Annotated in this window: 21 protein-coding genes; 9 read left to right on the forward strand and 12 right to left on the reverse strand. The window is 58.9% G+C overall.

What is annotated here, in order from left to right; translation table 11 throughout:
- The first annotated feature begins 79 nt into the window (after positions 1–79).
- The 4 genes from BMI89_RS19665 to BMI89_RS19680 are packed head-to-tail and all read left to right on the forward strand — an operon-like array spanning position 80 to position 3,834.
- Positions 80–478 carry a hypothetical protein gene (locus BMI89_RS19665; RefSeq protein WP_143593970.1) on the forward strand — a complete coding sequence of 133 codons (399 nt, stop codon included), beginning with the start codon at positions 80–82 and terminating at the stop codon, positions 476–478.
- Between the two features lie 4 nt (positions 479–482).
- Positions 483–1,928 carry a class I SAM-dependent DNA methyltransferase gene (locus tag BMI89_RS19670; protein ID WP_078572468.1) on the forward strand — a complete coding sequence of 482 codons (1,446 nt, stop codon included), beginning with the start codon at positions 483–485 and terminating at the stop codon, positions 1,926–1,928.
- The gene (locus BMI89_RS21245; RefSeq protein WP_078572469.1) at positions 1,925–3,367 is read left to right on the forward strand and encodes a restriction endonuclease subunit S; all 1,443 of its coding nucleotides are present in this window, start codon (positions 1,925–1,927) and stop codon (positions 3,365–3,367) included. The genes BMI89_RS19670 and BMI89_RS21245 overlap by 4 nt, the downstream gene beginning before the upstream one ends.
- Positions 3,364–3,834: a hypothetical protein gene (locus BMI89_RS19680; RefSeq protein ID WP_210402182.1), complete on the forward strand. Its 471-nt coding sequence runs from the start codon at positions 3,364–3,366 to the stop codon at positions 3,832–3,834. The genes BMI89_RS21245 and BMI89_RS19680 overlap by 4 nt, the downstream gene beginning before the upstream one ends.
- Before the next feature lie 191 nt (positions 3,835–4,025).
- Here BMI89_RS19680 and BMI89_RS19685 read toward each other — a convergent pair whose 3' ends face one another.
- From BMI89_RS19685 to soxC, 8 genes are all read right to left on the reverse strand, one after another.
- Positions 4,026–4,661: a hypothetical protein gene (locus tag BMI89_RS19685; RefSeq protein ID WP_078572471.1), complete on the reverse strand. Its 636-nt coding sequence runs from the start codon at positions 4,659–4,661 to the stop codon at positions 4,026–4,028.
- Positions 4,662–4,694: 33 nt separating this feature from the next.
- Positions 4,695–5,870: an AAA family ATPase gene (locus BMI89_RS19690; protein ID WP_078572472.1), complete on the reverse strand. Its 1,176-nt coding sequence runs from the start codon at positions 5,868–5,870 to the stop codon at positions 4,695–4,697.
- 383 nt (positions 5,871–6,253) lie between these two features.
- Positions 6,254–6,487 carry a hypothetical protein gene (locus BMI89_RS19695; RefSeq protein ID WP_078572473.1) on the reverse strand — a complete coding sequence of 78 codons (234 nt, stop codon included), beginning with the start codon at positions 6,485–6,487 and terminating at the stop codon, positions 6,254–6,256.
- Between the two features lie 280 nt (positions 6,488–6,767).
- Entirely contained in the window at positions 6,768–7,274 is a 507-nt protein-coding gene (locus BMI89_RS19700; RefSeq protein ID WP_143593973.1) for a hypothetical protein, read from the reverse strand.
- 19 nt (positions 7,275–7,293) lie between these two features.
- Positions 7,294–8,628 carry a hypothetical protein gene (locus tag BMI89_RS19705; RefSeq protein WP_078572475.1) on the reverse strand — a complete coding sequence of 445 codons (1,335 nt, stop codon included), beginning with the start codon at positions 8,626–8,628 and terminating at the stop codon, positions 7,294–7,296.
- Positions 8,625–10,577: a hypothetical protein gene (locus tag BMI89_RS19710; RefSeq protein ID WP_078572476.1), complete on the reverse strand. Its 1,953-nt coding sequence runs from the start codon at positions 10,575–10,577 to the stop codon at positions 8,625–8,627. The genes BMI89_RS19705 and BMI89_RS19710 overlap by 4 nt, the downstream gene beginning before the upstream one ends.
- Before the next feature lie 481 nt (positions 10,578–11,058).
- Entirely contained in the window at positions 11,059–11,733 is a 675-nt protein-coding gene (locus BMI89_RS19715; protein WP_210402183.1) for a cytochrome c, read from the reverse strand.
- The gene (gene soxC, locus BMI89_RS19720; RefSeq protein ID WP_143593974.1) at positions 11,720–13,102 is read right to left on the reverse strand and encodes a sulfite dehydrogenase; all 1,383 of its coding nucleotides are present in this window, start codon (positions 13,100–13,102) and stop codon (positions 11,720–11,722) included. Before soxC ends, BMI89_RS19715 begins: the two co-directional genes overlap by 14 nt.
- Positions 13,103–13,185: 83 nt before the next feature.
- Here soxC and BMI89_RS19725 point away from each other — a divergent pair, with 83 nt between their 5' ends.
- Positions 13,186–13,926, forward strand: coding sequence for a helix-turn-helix domain-containing protein (locus BMI89_RS19725; protein ID WP_078572477.1), 741 nt, complete (start codon positions 13,186–13,188; stop codon positions 13,924–13,926).
- Between the two features lie 453 nt (positions 13,927–14,379).
- Here BMI89_RS19725 and BMI89_RS19730 read toward each other — a convergent pair whose 3' ends face one another.
- From BMI89_RS19730 to BMI89_RS21195, 3 genes are all read right to left on the reverse strand, one after another.
- Positions 14,380–15,768: an ATP-binding protein gene (locus BMI89_RS19730; RefSeq protein ID WP_078572478.1), complete on the reverse strand. Its 1,389-nt coding sequence runs from the start codon at positions 15,766–15,768 to the stop codon at positions 14,380–14,382.
- Positions 15,765–16,073, reverse strand: coding sequence for a winged helix-turn-helix domain-containing protein (locus tag BMI89_RS21190; RefSeq protein ID WP_246832082.1), 309 nt, complete (start codon positions 16,071–16,073; stop codon positions 15,765–15,767). The genes BMI89_RS19730 and BMI89_RS21190 overlap by 4 nt, the downstream gene beginning before the upstream one ends.
- Positions 16,074–16,138: 65 nt before the next feature.
- The gene (locus tag BMI89_RS21195) at positions 16,139–16,351 is read right to left on the reverse strand and encodes a response regulator (RefSeq protein WP_078572480.1); all 213 of its coding nucleotides are present in this window, start codon (positions 16,349–16,351) and stop codon (positions 16,139–16,141) included.
- 136 nt (positions 16,352–16,487) lie between these two features.
- On the opposite strand from BMI89_RS21195, the gene BMI89_RS20730 reads away from it, so the two are divergent.
- The 4 genes from BMI89_RS20730 to murJ all read left to right on the forward strand — a co-directional run bounded on the left by BMI89_RS20730 (position 16,488) and on the right by murJ (position 20,973).
- Positions 16,488–16,955: a hypothetical protein gene (locus BMI89_RS20730; protein ID WP_143593975.1), complete on the forward strand. Its 468-nt coding sequence runs from the start codon at positions 16,488–16,490 to the stop codon at positions 16,953–16,955.
- 109 nt (positions 16,956–17,064) lie between these two features.
- The gene (locus BMI89_RS20735; RefSeq protein WP_143593976.1) at positions 17,065–17,778 is read left to right on the forward strand and encodes a hypothetical protein; all 714 of its coding nucleotides are present in this window, start codon (positions 17,065–17,067) and stop codon (positions 17,776–17,778) included.
- 62 nt (positions 17,779–17,840) lie between these two features.
- Complete coding sequence (locus tag BMI89_RS19750; protein ID WP_078572482.1) at positions 17,841–19,619, forward strand: SLC13 family permease; 1,779 nt, start codon at positions 17,841–17,843, stop codon at positions 19,617–19,619.
- A 13-nt stretch (positions 19,620–19,632) separates the two neighbouring features.
- A complete protein-coding gene (murJ, locus tag BMI89_RS19755) occupies positions 19,633–20,973 on the forward strand; it encodes a murein biosynthesis integral membrane protein MurJ (protein WP_168176849.1) in 1,341 nt (446 codons plus the stop codon).
- 93 nt (positions 20,974–21,066) lie between these two features.
- Here the strand turns inward: murJ and BMI89_RS19760 are convergent, their stop codons facing one another.
- The gene (locus tag BMI89_RS19760) at positions 21,067–22,056 is read right to left on the reverse strand and encodes a PAS domain S-box protein (RefSeq protein ID WP_078572484.1); all 990 of its coding nucleotides are present in this window, start codon (positions 22,054–22,056) and stop codon (positions 21,067–21,069) included.
- Positions 22,057–22,141 lie beyond the last annotated feature (85 nt).

Below are 22,141 nucleotides of genomic sequence, written 5' to 3' on the forward strand. Positions count from 1 at the left end.
TGATCTCCTTCTCGTCGAAGATCAGCAGACTGCAAATCGTAGCTTATGTCAGTGTCCGAATTTCAGGGGGTAGCTCACCGTGCAGTTCGCCTACGACGTCATTCGCTGGGGTAAAGGCCATCGGTTTGTCGATCGTTTCAGAACGCAGAACAGCCCGGATTCCGTATCTCGAGTGCTGCGTCAGTCCGTCAAGCTTGCCGACAGCGGCAATGTAGCCGAGGGCGTCGAAGAGATCCGGAAGTTAAGCCGGATCGGTCAGTCCTTCGCGTCAAAGATCGTTCGTTTCCTGAGGCCAAACGCAGCCGTCATTCTCGACAGCATAATCCGCAACGCCTTGGGCTACGCGGAGACGAAGGACGGTTACGACGCCTTCCTTCGCGATTGCGAAGAGATGCTGGCGGCGGTAGCAGGCGACTATCCGCAACTCCGTGTGTGCGATATCGAGGCCGCGATTTTCGCCAAGCTGCAAGGTTACTGACTTCATGTCCACGAGAAACGTCGTAAAATCCATTCAGGACATAATGCGCAAGGACGTGGGCGTAGATGGCGATGCGCAGCGCCTCTCGCAGCTGGTCTGGATGTTCTTCCTCAAGATCATCGACGACCAGGACGAGGCGTTGGAATTCACTCGCGACGACTACGCCTCGCCGATCCCGGAACGGTTCCAGTGGCGCTCCTGGGCTGCGGATCCTGAGGGCATCACCGGCGATGCACTCCTCGACTTCGTCAACGGCGAACTCTTCCCGGCGCTCAAGGAGCTCCCCGCGACCACGCCGCGCGCCAAGGTGATCCGGTCAGTTTTCGAGGACGCCTACAACTACATGAAATCCGGCCACCTGATGCGCCAAGTGATCAACAAGATCAACGAGGTCGATTTCAACTCTCTCACCGAGCGGCAGCATTTCGGCGACATCTACGAACAGCTCCTGAACGACCTGCAGAACGCCGGCAATGCGGGTGAATACTACACCCCCCGGGCCGTTACAGCCTTCATGGTCCAACAGATCGACCCGCATCCCGGCGAGATCCTGATGGATCCGGCTTGCGGCACCGGCGGCTTCCTGACCTGCGCGATGCGCCATATGCGCGAGCGCTACGTCAAACGCCCCGAAGACGAGGCCACCATGCAGGCCTCACTGCGCGCGGTCGAGAAGAAGCCCCTGCCCCACATGCTCTGCACGACCAACATGCTCCTGCACAATGTCGAGGAGCCGTCCTGGGTCAAACACGACAATACCCTCGCCCGCCCGCTCATCAGCTGGAGCAAGGACGAACGCGTCGACATCATCCTCACCAACCCGCCCTTCGGCGGCAAGGAAGAGGACGGGATCGAGAACAACTTCCCCGCCTTCAAGACGCGTGAGACGGCAGATCTCTTCCTCGCCCTCATCATTCGCCTACTCAAGGACAAGGGCCGCGCGGCCGTGGTGCTGCCCGACGGCTCGCTCTTTGGCGAAGGCGTCAAGACGCGCCTCAAGGAGCATCTGCTGACCGAGTGCAACCTGCACACCATCGTGCGCCTGCCGAACTCGGTCTTCAAACCCTATGCTTCGATCGGCACCAACCTGCTGTTCTTCGAGAAAGGCATGCCGACGCAGGAGGTCTGGTATTGGGAACATCGCGTGCCCGAGACCCAGAAGGCTTATTCCATGACCAAGCCGATCCGGCTGGAGCATCTGGACGACTGCGCCGCATGGTGGGGCGGCGCCGAGCGTGAGGGCCGCGAGGAAAGCGACCGCGCCTGGAAGGTGTCGATCGACGAGATCCGCGATCGTGGCTTCAACCTCGACATCAAGAACCCGCATGTGGAGGAAGAGGACTGGGGCGACCCCGAGACCCTTTTGGGCGACCTGACCAAGGCCGAGGCCTCGGTCGACAGCCTCCGGGCTGAGCTGAAAGACATTCTGACTGAGGCGTTGGCGCGATGAACGCGGAACGGTTTCTGGAGGTCTACGAGCAGATCAGCGATGCCCCTGACGCCGTCGCGCGATTGCGGCGGTTCGTTCTGGATCTGGCGGTGCGGGGAAAGCTGACGGACTATCCTCGAGGTCAAGTCGAGACGAACCTCCTTGGTAAAGTCGCAGACTTCGTCATGGGGCAAGCCCCTCCGGGGCATACCTGCAACACTGACGGCCAAGGCACACTTTTCGTGAAGGTTGGAGAATTTGGCGACAAATTCCCCAGACAAGAAGCTTGGACAACAAAGCCTCTCAAGTTCGCCAAGGACGGCGACGTGCTGATCTGCGTCGTTGGTGCGACCGTTGGCAAGCTCAATCTCGGTATCGACTGTGCAATCGGAAGAAGCGTAGCGGCGATCCGCCCCCTTCCCGCCCTCAACGCCGAGTATCTCTATCGGTCGCTCATGCCATTCACATTGAGGCTGCGGGAAGGTGCAAGAGGGTCGGCACAAGGCGTCATTTCCCGAAAAGACCTGAATAGCATTGAGCTATGGGTTCCGCCCCTCACCGAGCAGCGCCGGATCGTAGCGAAGGTCGATGAACTCATGGCGCTCTGTGATCGGCTGGAGGAGGCCCGCAAGACGCGGGAGGAGCTGCGCGACAAGCTCACCGCCGCCAGCCTCGCCCGCCTGACCGCCTCCGATACCACGGCAGAGGACTTCCCCACCCACGCCGCCTTCGCCCTCGAGACACTCCCCGCCCTCACCACGCGCCCCGACCAGATCAAGACCCTCCGCCAAACCATCCTCAACCTCGCCGTCCGCGGTAAACTGATGCAATGCGAAAGCGGCTCCTTCGAGAACGTTGGAACTTATCGAAAGCTGCAGAATGGCTATGCGTTCAAGAGCGGTTGGTTTTCCAAGAGCGGTATTCGATTGTTGAGGAATGCCAACGTAGGGCATGGGGATGTCCGATGGACGGATACTGTTCACTTACCCGACAACATGGCGAAGGAATATCAGCGGTTTGCTCTGAATGAACACGACATTGTTCTAACGCTTGATCGTCCATTCATCGTCACGGGCACAAAAGTTGCGCGGGTCAAGGCGTCAGATTTGCCGTCATTGCTACTTCAGCGCGTTGGCAGGTTCGTTTCGGTCAAGGATGGCCTTTCGGACGACTACCTATTCATCTGGATCAACTCACCGCACTTTAACGACCAGATCGACCCAGGTCGGAGCAATGGGGTGCCGCATATTTCTTCCAAGCAAGTAGAAGCCGCTGTGATTTTCGTGCCCCCGCTCGCCGAACAACACCGCATCGTGGCGAAGGTCAACGCCCTCATGGCCCTCTGCGACCGGCTTGAGGCCGCCCTGACCACGACCGACACCACCCGCACCCGCCTCCTCGAAGCCCTCCTGCACGAGGCGCTGGAGCCAGCCACCCAGACGCTGGAGGCCGCGCAGTGAGGAAGGATGTGGACTGGGCAGAGGTCGCGCGGCATCTTGATGACCTCTACACCGCATCGGACGCGTTGGAGCGCCTCTTCCCGGGACGAAAATTCACGCTCGACGGCCATCTCGTCGGAAGCATAGGCGAAGTCGCCGCGGCCTACATCTTCGGCCTCGACCTGAACCCGGCCTCCACGATGGGCCATGACGCCAAAGCGCCGGACGGCCGGAATGTAGAGATCAAGCTTACCCAAGGCCGCGGCGTCGCAATTCGACATGAGCCCGATCATCTGATCGTTTTGCACCGCCCGATGGGTGGGCCGATCCGTGTGGTCTTCAATGGCCCGGGGACAATCGCGTGGGAAGCTGCGGGCAAAATGCAGAAGAACGGTCAGCGCCCTATCTCGCTCTCTCGTCTTGCTGCCCTATCGAACGGCGTTGTCGAGGGTGACCGCCTTCCCGAACTGCGAGAACCGCCGGTCTGATACCGGTAAACGAGGATATCTTCACGTTTGGGGATCCGACGATCTAAGTTCAAGCACTTGCCGCCGAAGCCTTCGAGCAAAATTCCAAAGACTAATTCCTGAAATTTTCTCGGAAATTTCGGCGGCACATTTATCTGGGCGGCGGGGGACGCCCAGACGGTGATTGCGAAAGCGCCTGGATTGTCGAGGGGTTACTGAGTCCTTGCGCGACGGCTGTCCGCAGTGGATTTTCCGGTGATCCCCATCCGCTCAAGCAAATCACGCTGCTCGCGGAGCGAATGGCATTCCATCTCGAGTTTGCGCAGGTCTTCTTCCATAGCCGTGCGATCGGCGTCCCACACGCGGTCCTTCTCCTCGTAAGCAGAGATCCTTTCGTCCTTGGCCGCAACCTCATCCTCGAGCGCACTGATCCTCGCTTCCAAGCTCTCGACCCGGTCGCGATTTTCCTGGATTTCTTCCTGCGTGCGCTTTTTGTGCCGCTCGCGGGATCGACCGACGTTGATCCTCAGTTCACGCCGGATCGCGCCCACCACTTGATCGATCTGCTTGTCGTCAGACTCCTCTACATGCGAGAGGTAGGCATCCTCGCGCTCTGTTTTGATCTGCTGAAGCATCAAGGCGATTTTGCCGCGCAGGCTTGCAGCGTTAGGCTCGCCCTCGATGCCATTTTTCTTGAGCTCCTTGGTGACGCGCGACGCGGTGAGGTCTTCTTCCGCAATGCCAGCGGCAAGAAGGGCCTCGAGGGCATCGCGAAGTTGCGCGTCGAGGTAATTTGGCGGACGCCCGCCGGGATTCTTGGCCATATCTGCCTCCAGTTTGTCATTCATGAGTTTGTCTTTGATTTTGATAAACCGCGCCGATCAGGCGACGCGGGTGGGTTTCTGCTCCACGAGCTTCCAACGGTTGATCCGCCCGTCCTGCTCGCGGCGCACGAGGTTCTCGCGCTCGAGTTCTTCGAGGGCACGCGCAACGGCGCGCTTGTTGCTTTCGAGCTTCGCGCCTTCGGCGAAGAGATCTTGCGGAAGAAGGCTTGCGAGATCGGAGGTGGTGAAGCCGACCATGTCGTCGCCGCGCTCGTGCAGAACAGCCTTGATCGCCGCCGTGAGCCTGTCACTGTTCGACGGCTTGTTGTTCACGTTCGCGGCAGAGGCAAAACACTCCTCCAGCGGCTCGAATGCCGCGACGACCGCGGTGATCGGGGCCTGCTTCCGGTCGTGCCCGATCTCGCGCGCCGCGAGCCGATACCCGAGCCCACCTCCCCGCTCGAGATTGCGCTGCTTCTCCTGGGTGATCCGCCCAGCCCCATGACCGCACGGCTTGCACAGGAGCTCCGTGTCGACATTCGCCCTCAGCGACGACGCCCCCCGCGCCCCCCGCTCAATGTCCTTGCCCGTGTGATGGATCAACATGACATGAGCGTTCAGCGCCTCCGCGATCTGACGCGCCGACCGGATCGCATTGGACATCTCGACATTCGAGTTCTCGTCGGCATCCCCGATCGAGAGGATCAGGGTGTCGAACACGACCAGCGAGAAGGAGAGCCCGTGCCGTTTCATGAGGCTTTTCGCGGCGGAGATGATTTTTTCGACGCAGATGACGTCGCCGAGTTTCGGCATCATTTCGACGACGTGAAAGTGCTCTTTGCCCTCGTCATCGCGGAAAACCGCCGTGGCACGGCTGTTCACGGAACGCGGACCCTCCGCAGCGATGTAAAGGACCATCCCGCGCCGGACGTCCCGGCCGAGGATCTGAGTGCTCGTCACGATGTGATGAGACAGGCGGATCGCAAAAGCCGACTTACCGCTGTTGCTGGGGCCCACGAGGAGAGACACCTCGCCGGCGAGGAGGAGATCCTCGACGACGTATTCCGGCATGTCGTTGACGTCGAAATTCGCGAGCGAGTGGATTTTCATGGCGTAGTTGGATTGGTTCTGCATTTCAGTTCCCTTGGTTTTGTGCCGGGGGCGGGATTGCTCCCTGGCTACCTGTCGGAAGCTGGGCAGAGCTTTCGAAACCCAAAAATTTTTTGAGCTCATTTTGCGATTTTTTTTGCGAGGACTGGCGGACGGGCCGACTGACGACGAGAAGGCCCTACGGGCCCCCTTGTCGTCTGTCGGCCCGTCTGGCGGAAATTTTTTGTTCTCTAGCGCCTGGGCCCATCTCCCTTTCAAAGGAGAAAACCATGTATCAAAATCCCGAAGACCTACTGTCGCAAACCCAACTCGCCGCACGCCTCGGAGTCAGCTCCCGCACGGTCCAACGCTATGTTCGACTTGGAAAAATTCCTGTTCACAGGATTGGCCCCGTGCCCGTTTTTCGTTGGTCGGAAGTCTCCGCGGCTCTTGGCCCCGGAGAGGCGCCGGGACGATCGCAGACGCCGTGATGGGCGAGCCGGAAACCCCGGCTCGCCTGTGAGCGCTCAGAGACGCTGGCGCTCGATGGCCATCAAATTCAGGCGAAACAGCAGCCGCTCGGCGTCCATGTAGTCGAGCAGGCGCTGACGCAGTGCGCGGAACGCATCGAGCCGCGCCCAGACCCTGCGCGTCGCTTCAGCCAACCTGTCGGAGAACTGATAGCCGTCGGTGTCGTAGGCGAGCGCGATCTCGCGATAGCCCGGCGCAAGTTCCTCGAGCATCTCGAGCACCAGTTCCACGAGCGCATCGAGTTCTCCCGAATTCGGTTCGAGAAGGATTTCGCCCGCCTCGAACTTCGGGATCAGTTAATGCCGCGAGAGTTTCTCGAACGGAGCAGCCTTCATGGCGTCGGCCAAATCCCGCGCCGCGCCAATCGCGGCCACCGCGACTTCCTGGGTATCCATCGATTTTTCAAACATACGCATGGTTTGGACCTCCACTTGCGTATGAGCGGAGATCACCTCCGCTCCTCAAGACCGCGCCGCCATCTGCGCACAGGCAGCGGCACGGGGTTAGCAGTCAAGCAGCCAGAGCCGGCAGCGCTTGAAACACGACGGGGTCCGCGTCGCGAAGAGCGTCGAGATAGTCGCTGAACTGGTCAGTCAGCCAGCAAATCTCGGGAACGATCGGGTCCTCGGGATCGATCAAGGCAAAATGTTCCGCTTCGGCGGTCTCGAAGTCATCGACATGCTCGAGGGTCAGCAAGTCGCGCAGCCCCTGGAGCTTGCGGGCCAGGCGCCGGGAGAGCGTTTTCTGTTCGGGAAGGTCCCGGATCAATTCTGCGACGTGGCTGATGGCCCGTGCGCCACCAAGCAGACCAGCCGCATTGAGCAGCGGCTCCGCGTGCTCGGTCAGGAACGACGACATTGCGATCAGTTGAGGATGGATAAGCGTAAAATGTTTCATGACAGAACTCCCTGCCATGCCTCGGCGATGTTCGCCGGGCTTCAAGATCAGCGTGATCGTTCTCCTTTCTCCCGCTGCAGGATGAGTTGAGGGTGTGACCTGGTGGTCGGCGAGCTTCATAAGGAAGGCTCGCTGACCATCAGGGCGCGCCAGACCGAATCTGCTCTCGAATGTCGAGCCAGGCGCGTGCCGCGGCATCACTCTCTGCGAGTGCCCGGTATTCCTCGCCGGCCTGACGCGACCGGTGACCGAGATGCGCCGCGATGACATTGCCCGCGCTCGCGGGGTCATGGTGACGTAAATAATCTGCCGCGAGCGTGCGCAGATCATGCGATGGCACGCCGATATGGCGCTTGATGATCTCGCTGGGATATTTGCTCGGGGGCACCGTCGTCGAAAGGGTCAACCAATTCTGGTCCAGCAATTCGCGATAGCGCAGATTCACAAACCGATCGGGCCGTCCGCCGAGGATCCACGCATCCAGAAGCTCGCAGATTTCGGGCCAGAGCGCTCCAGCTCCGGTTCCGATATCCGTTTTCTGCTGCTCCCAGCTCAACTCCCAAACCCCGTCCGGCGCCCGTGTCAGCTCGCGGCCGATCTGCCAGGAGGCAACGTCCCCGGTGCGGCCGGGCTTGTTGACGTGAAGCCCGATTAGGACAGCAGCTCTGAGCGAGGCCTCATGGCGCGACGAATGTCGCTGTGACTTGGCGGCCTGGTCCGAGAGCTCCGCGACGGTGCGGATGATCTCTTCGAACCCGCCTCGTTCCATGAGGTCTCGAATGCGGTCCGTTTTACGCTTCCCCTGCATCTTGGCGCGCTGCTTGCACAGGTCGCGCATGCGACGTAGCCCGTTCAGCCCTGTCGCCGGAGCCCCACCGTGCTTCGCGAGCGCGATCAGAGCGTCGAGATAACCGGCGATGGATCGCTGCCGCACGCCATCCGCCTCGAGCGCTTCCGCCAGGCTGAAGGCAAGGTAGAAACTGGGATCCGGTGAGATCTCCAGCGCCTGCTGGATCCGCGCGAGACGGCTCAGCGACGCGCAATAGCGTCGCCTCGAGCTCTCGCTGAGTTTGGACGTCAAAAGCCCCGGCATCATGGATTGCCAGAGCGGAGGCCATCGGCCGATGTCGGGAAGCAAGGGAGCAGCGGATTGCGACACATCCCCCCTGCCCTTGCGGGACCGTTGGGCATAGCGTTCAGCCCGGACCTCTCGCGCGGCCGCAGTGGAGAGCCGCGGCGCATAGCGTTCGAGCGTTACCAGAAGTGTCCGCAAACTCGCTTCCGAGCGCGCCGCTCGCCGGAACGTCTTCGCAGACGGATAGTCCTCTGGCTCCTGCCTCGCTTTCATCTCCGCGAAGAACCGCCCCGTCACGGCGGCCGCGCCGCGTAACAGGTTTTGCCGATCCGCGTGCATTGCGCGGCGCACCGACGGCGGCGCGGACGCGAGATGCTCTTCGAGGGTTAGTCGGGTCATTGAGCAATCCTCTTCTTCAGTTGCCGGAAAATCGCCGGGTGTTTCGCAAGCAGCACGTTGCGCATTTGGACTGCCGCCTGTTCGCCGCTGTCGCGACCGTAGTGCTTGCGCACAGTTTCTTCGGTGTCGCCCAGGATCGCGGCCACGAGGGCGAAATTGCCTGGGTAAATAGCCAGCACCAACGTCGCGACTGCATGTCGGGCTTGGTGCGGATTGAGATCGAGTCCGACGACCGCGGTGCCCATCCGCCAGAGGTCTGCAAACGAACTTGGAGCGAGACACCCGTCCGGAAGGGTCAGTCCCTTGCGGACGAGCCGCGGTTTGGCTGTTCCCGGAATGACGTAAGGCGTATCGGGAATGCCTCGCAGTTCCAGGAAACGGGCGCGATACTCCGTCATCCAACGCCACAGGATCGCGGCATCCGCGCCCATGACGTGCACGGTCACGGTCCGATCATTTTTGACCTCGCCGACGGGAAAGCGGAGTTCTGCGTGGGACTTTTTCTTGACCCAGGTCAGGTGCCCCGACGCGCCTTCGCTGCCGCGATAGCGCAGGCGAATGAGGTTTTCTGGCCGCACCGGTCGCGAGAGCTGAATGGCCGCGAGCACGGCCGCCTCATAGCGGCGAAGCGCGGAGATTTCGCGCGCCTTGGACCCACTCGCGCGTGCCGCCGAAATTTCCGTTTCGGCATGCTCGGCGATCAGGCTCGGCGCGTTCACAAACCGCGCAGCGGCCTCCGGCGAGCGTTGGAGGATCTTGCAGACACGTTCGGCCTCCGGATCCTTTTGTTTGCCTGGCTCGACGACGTGTTCCGCATGCAGCTTCCGCACCACGTCGACCGTCGCGAGGATCGAAGGATCACGCAGCCCGTGCGCCGCCAGCGTTCGAAGGGATGTAAGCCGAGCTTTGAGCGTCTGCGAGGACTTCGGATCGCGCAACGCGTCGCTCGCCTCCGATCTTGCAATCTGCTGCCGACAGGCGGCATCGAGAAAGGGATACGTCATCAGCGAAGCGAGGTCCGTCAGGTCGTCTCGGGAGAGCCCCTCTTCTTCCGCCGCGCGGACCAGCCAAGCGATCGCGCTCTGGTATCCGCTCTCGGCTGCCGACAGGTTGGTCGGAAGCCTGCGGCCAGACTGGCCGGTTGCCTCCTCGAGTTCCGCGAGCACTTTCACCGCGTCTTCGCCTGCGGCCATGCGGTCTCTCGCGTCGGCAACGAGGTCTTCGGGCTGCGCCAGACAGGTGAGTATCGCGCTGGCGACAGAGTTCCGAAACGCCAGCGGAAGGCTGTCCCAGACAATTCTCGTTGCACGTCCGGAAGGCCTTGGGTTCCTTAGCGCATCCGCAGGCAGCAGATCGCGAAGGTCAGGGTCGTCCAACATCTCGACACGAAGCTCCGCAAGCAGCCTCAAGGCCTTACGAAGGGACTTTCTTGTGCTCGCCGAAATCTCGCCGCTGATGCGCTCGATCTCCGACTGATCGAGATCTTGCGGAGCACAGTTCGCCCTCGCGCGTAGCACGAAGAGCGACCGGTGCCTCCCGTGCGCGAACCGCGCACCTTCCTCGGCAAATCCTTCATGCGCTTGGACAAGCTCGATCAGCCGGTCCCAGTCCGACCGACCCGCCCGCTCGGGACCGGCGCCGGCCTGAGCCTCGTGAAACCGACGCAGGAGTGCGCGCACCCGCGAATTTCCCGTCGACCGACTTTTTGCGAGGTCTTTTGCCCGGCGCGCGACAGGTCCATACGAGCTCGGCGCAATGTGTCGGTCGAAATAGCCGAGATCGGCGGGGATCATACCGATGTCGTCATCAATCATCGCCAAGCGCGCTGGCACCTTCTCCAACTCGCGGATCGCATCGTAGGACTGATTGGATTCCTTCGCCCAAGCGAGCACATCGGCGAGCGACGCATGTTGAGTTTCGGGGAAATCTTCGTGGGAATGTTCGCTCATCGCTTTGCCTTTCCGTTACGCCCCGGATCGGGCCCTCGCGAGATGGGGCCCGGATTCCGGGGCGGTGCGGAAAGGCGCGGAATTTGTTCTGTTTGGATGCGATGATGTGTTTTGGGTGCGTTTCAGCCGTCAAGCGAAGGACACACGTTTCGCCGAAGCCTCGAAGCGTCACCAGAATAGGCGAAAATCAGCAAGCCGCCGGAGCTGGTTTATTGGCAGAGAAATGATATCAACCAACCCCGATCCGCAGGTGCAAAGAGTAGCATAATTTACGTCAGATCCTGTCCAAGAGACGGGGAGTAGCTCACAACACGCCCTCTCCCTGGAAGAAGAAACCCTCCAAAGTCTCATCGGTTTGACCAGCAAAGGGCCGATGCGCCGTGCGTTCAACAAGACGGAACGATAGCAGTCGGCCCGAAGGCCGACTGCTTCACGAAGCTGCACTATAGGAACCGCAGCCCCTTGCGTGTCACGCCCCTTTCTACTTCCCCATGCTGCCATCGCGCGGGTCGGGAACAAACCCGTTGGCGTTGGGCATTTCCACCGCAGCCAAGCTCTGCGCGTCGAGCGATGCATCCGGGTCATCCGGGGTGATGCCGGCCCGCCCCAGGATGTAAGCACTGACCGCGTAGACCTCGTCCGCGGACAAGGATCCGGGCGCGTTCATCGGCATCGCGCGATGAACGTAGTCGAAGAGCGTCGAGGCGTAGGGCCAATAGCTCTCCACCGTCTTGACCGGCTTGTCATCGGCCAGCGTTCCGCGCCCACCGATCAGCCGCGGCGCCCCGACATCCGCGATCCCTCCGAGATCCTCTCCGTGACAGGCCGCGCAAGTCTGCGCATAGATCTCCTCGCCTTGCGCGTAGGTGCCACTTCCTTCGGGAAGCCCCCTCCCGTCTGGCATCGCATCGATGTTGACGGCTGAGATCTCTTCTTCCGTAGCGGGTCGGCCTACGCCGAACTGGAATTGGTCAGGCGCGATGTTCGCGACGTCCTCGGCACTCGAGGTCGGGACCGGCTCGGGGGCCCTCTCTCCTTTGCCATCCAATATTTTCGGCAATTCCGCCGAGGTGCGCTCGGTCGATTGCGTTTGCGCCAGGGCCATGGAAGCCGTGACCATGAGCGTCGAAACAAGAAGAATTTTACGCGTGAACATTGGTCACCTCCCCGCTTGGCGCGACATGCCAGCTATGGATCGCATTCAGGTGATAGACCGAATTTGTGCCGCGCACTTTCACCAGATCCTGAAGCGTCGGTTGCGTGTAGCCGGTATCATCCACGGCGCGGCTTTGCAGAACCGCCTCGTCTCCCGTCCATGTCCAGGGAAGCCGGAATCGCGTATGACACTTGGGCAGAACCGGACCATCGAGGGTCGCTTCCTGCCAAGTCTTTCCCCCATCGACCGACACCTCGACGCGCTTGATCGCGCCACGTCCTGACCACGCAAGCCCGGTGATCTCGTAATAGCCGGCGCGAGGAAGCTTCATCGCCCCGGAGGGGAACGTGATGACGGATTTGGCATCCATCTCCAGCGTAAACTGACGCGCGGTGCCGTCAGGCATGAGGTCGGTATATTTGGATGTCTCCTCCCGCGTCATGAAGGGCTTGTCACTGACTTCGAGCCTGCGCAGCCACTTGATATTCGTATTGCCCTCGTAGCCAGGCAACAGAAGCCGAAGCGGATACCCCTGCTCCGGACGCAACGCCTCGCCGTTCTGGGCATAGGCAAGAATGGCATCGTCCATTGCCTTGTCGATCGGCACGGAGCGTGTCATCACCGCCGCGTCCGATCCTTCGGCAAGGATCCAGGCCGCGCTGTCCTGAACTCCAGCCATTTCGAGCACGGTCGACAAGCGCACTCCGGTCCACTCGGAAGTCGACGTCAAACCATGGGTGCCCTGAACGGTTTTCAGCGTCGGCTCGACCCATTCCGTCAGACCATTGCCTGAACATTCGATGAAGTGCATACGGCTGACTGCGGGCAGTCGCTTGAGATCGTCCATCGTGAACCGCGTCGGCTGATCGACCATGCCATGCAGGATCAGCGTATGAGTTTCCGGATCGATTGTGGGGATACCGCCATGATGCCGCTCGAAATGCAGCCCGGACGGCGTGATGATCCCGTGACCTGACGCCAGTGGCGTCATCGACCAGCTGGAATCGAGGCTCGCCGTCGGATACCGCCAGCGCACTTCGTTCTCGAACTGCGACCGCGATCCATACCCGCCATCGTCGAGAATGGTTCGCCCCTGTTCTTTCGTGGGATCGGGCTGAACGTCGTATTCAATCGCGCCCGGAGGCGCCTCTGCCGCTGCGCGTCCGGCGGCAAAAGCCGCACCACCCGCGGCAAGGCCGCCTGCAAGAAGGCGGCGCCGAGACAAGCTGTTGAACATGCCCTCTTTGCACTCGCACTCCTCCGCGCTCTCCTCCGCGAGAATGCGGTTTTCCAATTTGACCAAGCCTTCGGCCATGCGGCGCTCGGCCGGCCCATACCGGAACCGCGGAAAACGTCCATCGTGTGACATAATGTCCCTCCCTAAACATGATGCTCGACGGGCGAAAAAAATCACCATATGAGAACGCTACCTCGGAAAATGAGATTCTGTAAATGGACGATCGCAGCCTGACACTCCTCGAAGCCGTTGCTCATCTGGCGGAGGGAGCGACCGCCCGAGCGATCGCGACCCATACTGGCTTGCCTCAGGCAACCGCTTATCGGCGCCTTGGCGAGCTCGAAACTCTCGGAGTTCTCGAACTCGCTGGACGCAGCTACCGTTTGGGACCGAGGCTCTATCGACTGCTGTCCTCTGGCTTGCCGCACGAGACCCTGAAGCAACAACTGGCGCCAGCGGCATCGAGGATCGCAGAGGCGACCGGAGAGGTCTGCTTCGCAGGGCGACTTGTCGACACGCGGATCGAGATTTTCCTGACGCAGAAGCCGAATACCGTGAGCGGCCCGATGGTCGTTCCCCCGCATGGGTTGCGTCCAGTTACGGTCTGTTCGGCCGCAAAAGCCATATTGGCATTCGTTCCGAAAGGACTGCGCGACGACGTCGTCCGGCAAAACCGCGTCGCGTTGCCCGAAGCTCCACAACGCCCCCTTCCCGAGTTCGAAGCTAACCTTGCCACGGTGCGAGCCACCGGCGTCGCGCACTGCATCGGCGACGAAGATCCCGACTGCGCAAGCATCGCGGTCCCGCTGAAAGTGTTCGGAGGATACGGACAGCTCTGCCTCGGCCTGTCCGGAACGCGCAATCGCATTCAGAGCAAACTCGATCAAACGCTCACCCGCGATTTTCAGGTTGAAGCGAATGCAATCGATGTAACCGAGTTGCTGGATGTCGCGTAGCGTTCAGCTTTCAAGAAACGTCAAAGCTACTTCCACTCGAATGGTCAGGATCTGACGTAAATTAAGCTATTCGTCGCGCCTGCTGAGTGGATTGATTGATATCATCTCTCTGCCGATAGAACAGCCGAGGGCTGAGTGAGCACGCTGTTGACTGGAGAGGATCAACCATTTTCGGATGGCCGCCTTCGTCACTGATACTATCTTCAAAGTGTGCAGGTAGACGCGTTCGTAATCTTCGCCCTCCGACGGATTTCCGCGACCGACGCCTCTGTTCGCCCTCTTTCAAAATGAGCGCCTCCTCCGAATCCGACAATTTTCTCGCCCTCATCCGCTTCCACTCTCTCAGAGGCAGGAACCTAGCAGCCAGCTCCAAATCAAAAAACTCTCTTTTCAGGAATAAACCACAGTGGACGATGTTCAGAGGTTGTCACACACGACGCCTATAACATAGCGTCACCAAGCCGATACTAATTTCACTGTGACGACAAGACCGCCCCCTGCCCTATTTTTGAAATTTATATCACCCCCATGGTCTTCAATAATGGCAAGAGCAATCGATAATCCCAGACCACTTCCACCTTTTTGCAAGTTTATTTGGTTGCTGCCGCGGTGAAACGGGCGGAACATAGCTTCCATCTCAGTTTCTGGAATGCCAGGACCTCGGTCTTTCACTGTAACAGATATTATCTTTGCCTTTTTCGCGACCGTTACGCGTGCTTCTACCCCATATTTCAGTGCATTATCGATTAAGTTCAAAATCGCGCGCTTGATAGATTGCGGCTTACAGTTCAGCAAGACACCACTCTCGCAGTCGCATTCGATGGCTGCACCGCAATCAGCCAAGTCGTCACAGATACTCGCGACAAGCGCTCCAAGATCGACGAGAGAGCGATTTTCACTTTCATGCTCAGCCCTTGCGAAGGCCAAAAAGGTTCCTATCGTTGAATCCATGTCGTCAATCGCTTCAAACGCTTTATCTCGGTGCTTTGAAGGTTCTGTCAGTTCGAGGCGGAGCCTTAGCTGTGTTAACGGTGTTCGCAAGTCATGTGAGATCGCTGCGAGTAACTCTGTGCGGCCTTGAATTAGCCGCACCAACCGGCGCTGCATCCGGTTCACCGCATCAGCTGCAACAGCGACTTCCTTCGGGCCCGAACTATCTAGCTCGGGTCTGTAAAGGTCTTGGCCGAGGCCTTCTGCTGCTTCAGCAAGATTTTTTAGTGGGTTAGTTACGCGCCCAACAAGCCAAAAAGCGACGATGACAATTCCGAATACGGCAGAGACCAGATTAGATAGAACAAGTTCTGGAAGAAATGATTTCGGTGTGGAGATTACACCCAAAAAGTTTATCCACTCGTTATCCTGATGTCGGATTGTAATTGCAATTCCCGGACCATCTTCCGGGTTGTCGATTGCAGAAGAGGGCGAGCCTGATCGACTTGAAAGGTCGAAATCCGGAACTTTTATGGAGCGACCACCTTTCTTGATGAAAGCTACATACATTTCATGGTCTGAAATTCTGGGGACTTGTGTCCGAAGATAGGTTCGCACGTTTATTTCATCTTCAGTCGGATTATTCGCTTCGAAGATCGGGACAGCGGTTGTCCAGACCCTGAACGTTCGACTGTCGGATAGCTTGATGACTTCCGCGCGCCACGACGGAGGAAGATCACGCAATAATCGGCTGATACCCGCAGCACGTTCGGCAATGTCCACGGCCTCTGTGATCTCTATCGCGTCCCTTCGATCTGTCGTGTAGATCAAGTAGCCCGCTAAGTGCGACAACAGCATGGCAATAACAAGAATAGCGGATGTCTCGGCACGGAGACTGCGTTTCCAGGTCATCGCCGAATATCCGGCGTGAAGATGTAGCCGTCACCCCACATTGTCTTAATGAGCTTCGGCGACTTGGGATCATCCCTGAGTTTTCGGCGGAGTCTGCTCACTTGGATATCAATACTGCGATCAGAAATCATCGAGGAACTGCCTCGGGTCGCGTCCAGAAGTTTTTCTCGCGTGAGTATGACTTGAGGCCAAGCGAGAAAGGCGGAAAGCAAATCGTATTCCGCCCCGCTCAACGAGACGACCACTCCGTCTTTCTCAATCAGTTCGCGTTTGCCGTGGTCGAGCGTCCATTCTTCAAAACGCACGTAGCGATCTTGGGTTGCGCGCTGAGGTTTTTCACCACTTCTGCGCAAGACGGCTTTGACACGTGCTAGCAACTCGCGCCCATGGGACCGTCCTGATCGGGCAACATGAGATCCAAGACCATGAGGTCCAACTGCTCCTTCGCCAAAATTTCTCTCGCAATTTCTACGTTCTCGGCACGAAAGACGACGAAGTCATCACGAGACAGAAGGTCGCCCACGAGCTCGCGCAACTCGAAATCATCATCGACCACCACTATCCTCTTTCCGACAAGAGCCATGTCGATGTTCCCGAATCTTTTCCACAGACGGTCAGGCTTGGGCCAAACCGACCGGATTCGCCAGCAATTTCACACGAAGTTCTTCAACAGATGTGATCGGACATGATTTGTCACACTTCTGAAAAACTAGCCCTGAATGTTGGCGAAGTGGACACGCTATCTCTCCCTCATCGACCGCGAAGAAGAGACCAGAGCGATGCACCCCACGCCCAATAACACAGGACAGCAACGGCCGCTGGTGGAATACCGTCATGCGCGCCGAAAGCGACTAATCTCGACACCAAAGATCTCCTCACGGCACCTGAGCGCCGCCGCGGCGCCAGCATCAGATGCTGTTTTCCCAGAGAGCACGCCATCAAACGAGGCGCTGATGGAGATCGTAGATACGCTGAAGTCCTGCGACGACCCAGAGGCTGTCCTCATCCGGAATTTGGACATCGTCCAGTTAAAGCAGCAACAGCGCTTTGCTGCGCTGCCTGAGCAGGCGAGATCGGACCCCTGGATTCAGGCTCGTCATCAAGAAATCATCAACCGGAACAAACGTCTTCATGATGCCGCTCTCGATGTTTTGCGCGCGATGCTCAAGACGAGTTCAATCGCATAGAAGCTTTCGGTTTCGGCGCTGCGGATCGCCTGTGGCCCCCCGCGCCGAATAACTGACGGGCTGGTTTTGTCCCTGACCGGCCCGTTTTTTTCTACAGGAGTGAAATGTCATGTTAAACACAATGCATCCGAAGAACCGCTCATCGTTTCGCGCCTCAAACGCTGCGCTAAGCTCATCGAGCCGCGCATCAACAGTTTTTACAGAAAGTCAAGCTCATCCCGGAACGCATCGACTTCTAAAAATTCTTAGAAGCTCGAAAACACGATCGGTAGTTTCACACTTCTCAGTATTCCCCACCGATGGAGGGTATCGAATCTATGTGAATAAAAAAAATATTCTGCCTATTTTTGTGCTTCACTCCTGGGACCAAGAATTGGGTCAGTTCCTTGGCCTCACGAATTTCGGGAATGACATCCTCAGATATTCCTGGTCTGGCTTGCAATACCATTGGCGTAGCGATCTTGCCAAAACCCAGGAGGAAGGCAAACCGTTTCTTGGGCGCTTTCAAATCTCCTCAGGAACCTACTGCGTAAATATTGACCATATTACCGTTCCCGTCTTCGAAAAAGGAAAAGTTTCGACCATTCACGGTTGGTTCGTCTGCGATAAACCATTGGGCGAATCTGGGCCGCCAAATTTTCAGTGGAGCGAAGAGACGGTGGTGCGTAGACTGCAACGCTCTCAACCTATCACTTTGCCTGCTCGCCTCAGCAATCGGTTGCTCCTGACATCGCTGATCCACTCCCTTTTCGCTTCAAATATACCTCTACTTGGTGCCATTAGAGGGATTTTTCATAAAGGGATCGAACACGATAAAAATTGAGATTGGCGATCTGATCTTAAAACCGTCTTCGTCCGGAAGTGTGATTCAGCTTGGGTAAGTAAATGCTGTTCAACCTTGGTTCCTTTGCGCCATACGGGGCCCTTCTTCTCGTATTTGGAATATTCGCACTGTTTCTTCATGAACGTTTACCCGTCGAAACCGTGGCCCTGTGCGGTCTCGCTGCCGCCCTTTTGTTGGGGGTAGCAACGGTGGACGATGTCCTGAAAGCTTTGAGCAATCCAGCTCCAGCAACCATCGGAGCCATGTTCGTTATCAGCGCGGCGCTCGTGCGCACGGGCGTGGTCGATATGGTTGCTGAACATCTCAGTCAGCGGGCTAGCGGGCGACCGTTGATAACTCTCGCCCTATTCTTTCTTCTGGCGGGCTTAGCTTCGGCCTTCATGAACAACACACCAGTAGTGATGATCCTGATCCCCGTGGTGTTCGGACTGGCGCCGCAGCTCGGGACCAGCGCCTCGCGACTTCTGATCCCGCTCAGCTATGTCGTCATTCTCGGGGGAACCTGCACTCTGATCGGCACTTCGACGAACCTGCTCGTCGATGGCGTTGCGCACGACCTCGGAATACCGCATTTTACGCTGCTGGAAATCGCGCCATTAGGAATCGTCCTGGCCCTTGTCGGAGGTGTCTTCCTCGCTGTCGCCGCTCCCCGCCTTCTGCCGGAGCGGGCAGCGTTGAGCGATATCGGCACGATGTCCCAGCGCAAATCTTGGACAGTCGACCTTTTCGTGCCTGAAGGGTCGCCCCTTATCGGAAAGAAGCTACCCGATCTGCCGGAGTTCAAACGCCGGGAAACGCGGGTGATCGATCTGATCCGCGGAGATGTGTCGCTGCGCCATGAACTTGCCGAACATCCTTTGGCCGGAGGGGATCGGCTCGTCTTGAAAACGTCCGATGTCGAACTCATGGGATTTCGCACCCAGACCCGGCCAAAGTTTCAGATTTCCGGAACTGAACTGGCCGGCACTCGGGAGCATCAGGTGATCGAGGCAGTGGTCACGTCGGATCTCGGGCCTCTTCAAGCACTCGGATGGCGCCGCCGTTATGGCGTCTATCCGATCGCGCTCCATCGGCGCGGCGCGGCGGTCGATCTGAGCGACACGACTCTTCGTCTGCTGCCCGGCGATACGATCTTGCTCGGCGGACGTAAGGACGAGATCGCGCTGCTGACTTGCGAGGAAGGGCTAATCCCGCTCGCACCGCTGAAGGCGCGAGCATTTCTCCGCCAGAAGGCGCCCCTGGCTCTGGGAGTGCTCGCCACCGTGGTGCTTGGGGCCGCGTTCGATCTCGCCCCGATCCTGCCGCTTGCGATCGTCGGTGCAGCGATTGTCCTTGCATTCGGGTGTGTCGGCACAGACGAGGGACTCGGGGCGATCGACGGACGTCTTCTCCTCTTGATCGTCGCGATGATCGTGCTCGGGACGAGCTTGGAAAAGACCGGAGCGATGGCAATGATCGTGAACGGGATGTCCGTGCCCCTGGCAAAGATGCCTCCGCTTCTGGCGCTTGCAATCGTCTACGCTTTGACCTCCGTCCTCACTGAAATCGTCACCAACAATGCCGTCGCGGTCATCATGACCCCAATTGCATTCGGCATAGCTGCGCAGCTTGGGCTCGATCCGCGCGCCTTCGTCGTCGCGGTCATGTTCGGCGCGAGCGCCAGTTTCGCGACACCGATCGGCTATCAAACCAACACCATGGTCTACAGTGCAGGTGGTTACCGCTTCGCCGATTTCCTGCGAATTGGCCTGCCGATGAACATCGTTGCAGGGTTTGTCACCGTGCTTGGCGCGCCGCTCGTCTGGCCGTTGCACCCATGAGCACATACCCATCGTGAAGCGCTTGTCCTTGTCGCCCTGGCATCGGGCCTTCCGTCTCGTTGCGGCGTTCACCTTCGTCAGTCGTCTACTTGGCTATGTCCGCGACGCTCTGCTCGCTGCCGTGCTCGGCACCAGCCCGGCCGCTGTCGCGCTTATGCTCGCGCTGCGCTTGACCAATCAGATGCGGGCTATCTTGGCGGAGGGCGCTTTTACCGCAGCATTCCAGCCACTTGATGCGGCGTTTCCGTCTGACAGTCCCGTCGGAGATGCTTTTCGAGCGGAAGTATTGGGTTGGCTACTTCTGATCAATCTCTGCCTATTGGGTGCTGTTCTCTGGCGCCCCGATTGGCTGCTTTCTCTGTTCGCGCCCGGCTACGCGCCAGAAGACCCGGTTTATACGATCGCGCGATCGCTGTTGACGATCACCTTCCCCTATCTCACCTGCATGTCTCTCGTGGCATATTTCGGAGCGCGCCTCGGCACACGCGGACGTTTTGCCACTTTCGCGGTCGGTCCGAGCCTGCTGAACGGCTGCATCATCGCCGGCCTTCTGGTCGAGATGCAAACATCGGCGACCGGCCATGCCGCAGCATGGTCGGTCTTCGTAGCGGGCGTTTTGCAAGTGGCGCTTCTGATCTATGCAGTCCAAAAAGCGGGCCTTCCGCTTCTTTGGCCGAAATTCGGACTTGGTCGAGCTGCCAGCCGCTTCTTCAAAACTCTCGTTCCTGCGGTGCTCGGTGCCGGGGCCCTGCAGATCGCGGTCATGCTCGACACCGCCTTGGCGTCTTTGCTGCATGGCGGAGCTCTGGCGCATCTCTATTTCGCGGACCGCCTTTATCAGTTGCCGATCGGGTTGGTTTCCGTCGCGCTTGGAACCGTTTTGCTGCCGGAAGTGGCGCGCCGTCATGTCAACGGCAGTCTCGGGGCACCCCACCAACCCATCGTCCAGGCGCTGGCACTTTGCGCCGCCTGCGGTCTGCCATTGACGCTCATCTTTGGCGTGGCGGGCAAGAGCATCATATCGGCACTGTTCGAGCGCGGGACGTTTAGCGCGGCGGACACGCATGCGACAGCGCAGATCCTCGCCGGCTACGCCTTGGGTCTCGTGCCAGCACTGATGATCCGACCGTTGGTCGTCCTGTTTCAAGCACAAGGCGATACGAGAACGCCGTTCCTGCTTTTGCTGATCTCTCTCGGCGTAAATCTCGGCTGCAAACTTGCGCTCATCGACAGGTTCGGAGCTGCGGCGCTTGGGCTGGGGACCTCGGCAGGTATGATGGCCTACGCGGTTTTGCTGGCCAGCTTGGCGTGGCGCCGAGCGTCCTCTTCGTCCGCGATGAAGCTGTTCGCCTGAGATCAGGAAATCGCCGCGACAACACAGGAAACATTGACGATGCGCTCTCTCTGGAAAGCGAGAAACGCCCTGCACTGCGAATACCGGAGACCGTCAAGAATCCTGTGTCACATTGCTCAAGTCGACATCCAACGTTGCAATCAATCCGTTCGGATCGAACACCCGCGAGAAGCTTCCGCCGAGTGAGGCCGAGACCGTATGCTGGCATAGAGACGTGCCGAAGCCTTCTCCTTCACGCTTGCCAGAAGCAGCTTCGCAGATACAGGTTTCTTTCCACTGAAGCTTCAATCGGCCATCATCGATTTCGCCAATGATCTCGACGCCATGCCCTTCCGAAGAGAGGCCTCCATACTTCAAGGAATTCGTTGCGAGTTCGAACAATACCAGCGTCAAAGGCGTGATCGCGGCGGACAACACCTGAAGGTCCGGAAGGGACGTCTTGACGTTCATGCCTTCGCTGAACGGCCTCACGATCGTGCCAACGAGTTCCGACAGGCTTATGCCTTCTGGCTTGTCGCTATAGGGATCTTTCACGGTTTTGGAATTGAGGGTCGCGATCGCGTTAAGGCGACACCGCATCTCGGAACTGAGCTGCTCGACACTTTCCGCTTGCCTCGCGGCAATGGAGATGAGCGCGCCGGCGATCGCGAAAGCATTGCCCACTCTGTGACGCATCTCAGCGAGCAGCAGTCGCTGCTGTTCCGCCAGTTGATGCTGCAAGGTAATGTCACGCGCAATCTTCGAAGCGCCGACGATTTGACCATCGGCATCGCGCACGGGCGAGATGGTAAGTGAGACCGGAACATGACTTCCGTCTTTGCGCTGGCGGATTGTTTCGAAATGGGCGATTCGCTCGCCGCGTCGCAGACGCGCGATGAAGTCTGCCTCCTCTTCGACCCGGTCTTGCGGGAAGATGATCGTGATGGGCTGACCGATGGCTTCTTCCGCCGTGAAGCCGAAAAGGGTCTCCGCGCCGCGATTCCAGCTCAATATGATGCTGTTGAGGTCCTTCGTGACAATCGCATCGCCCGACCCCTCCACGATAGCTGCCAAATGCTGCTGAATGCTTTCAGGTGAGTTCATGCGCAGCTCAGCCTCCTCAGTCTTCGCCGTCGGATAACAAATGAACTGCCTTGGCAGCTAGGAACTCAGGGCGGTTAGAACGTGC

The sequence above is a fragment of the Thioclava sp. F36-7 genome (assembly GCF_002020075.1).
Lineage (GTDB): Bacteria > Pseudomonadota > Alphaproteobacteria > Rhodobacterales > Rhodobacteraceae > Thioclava > Thioclava sediminum.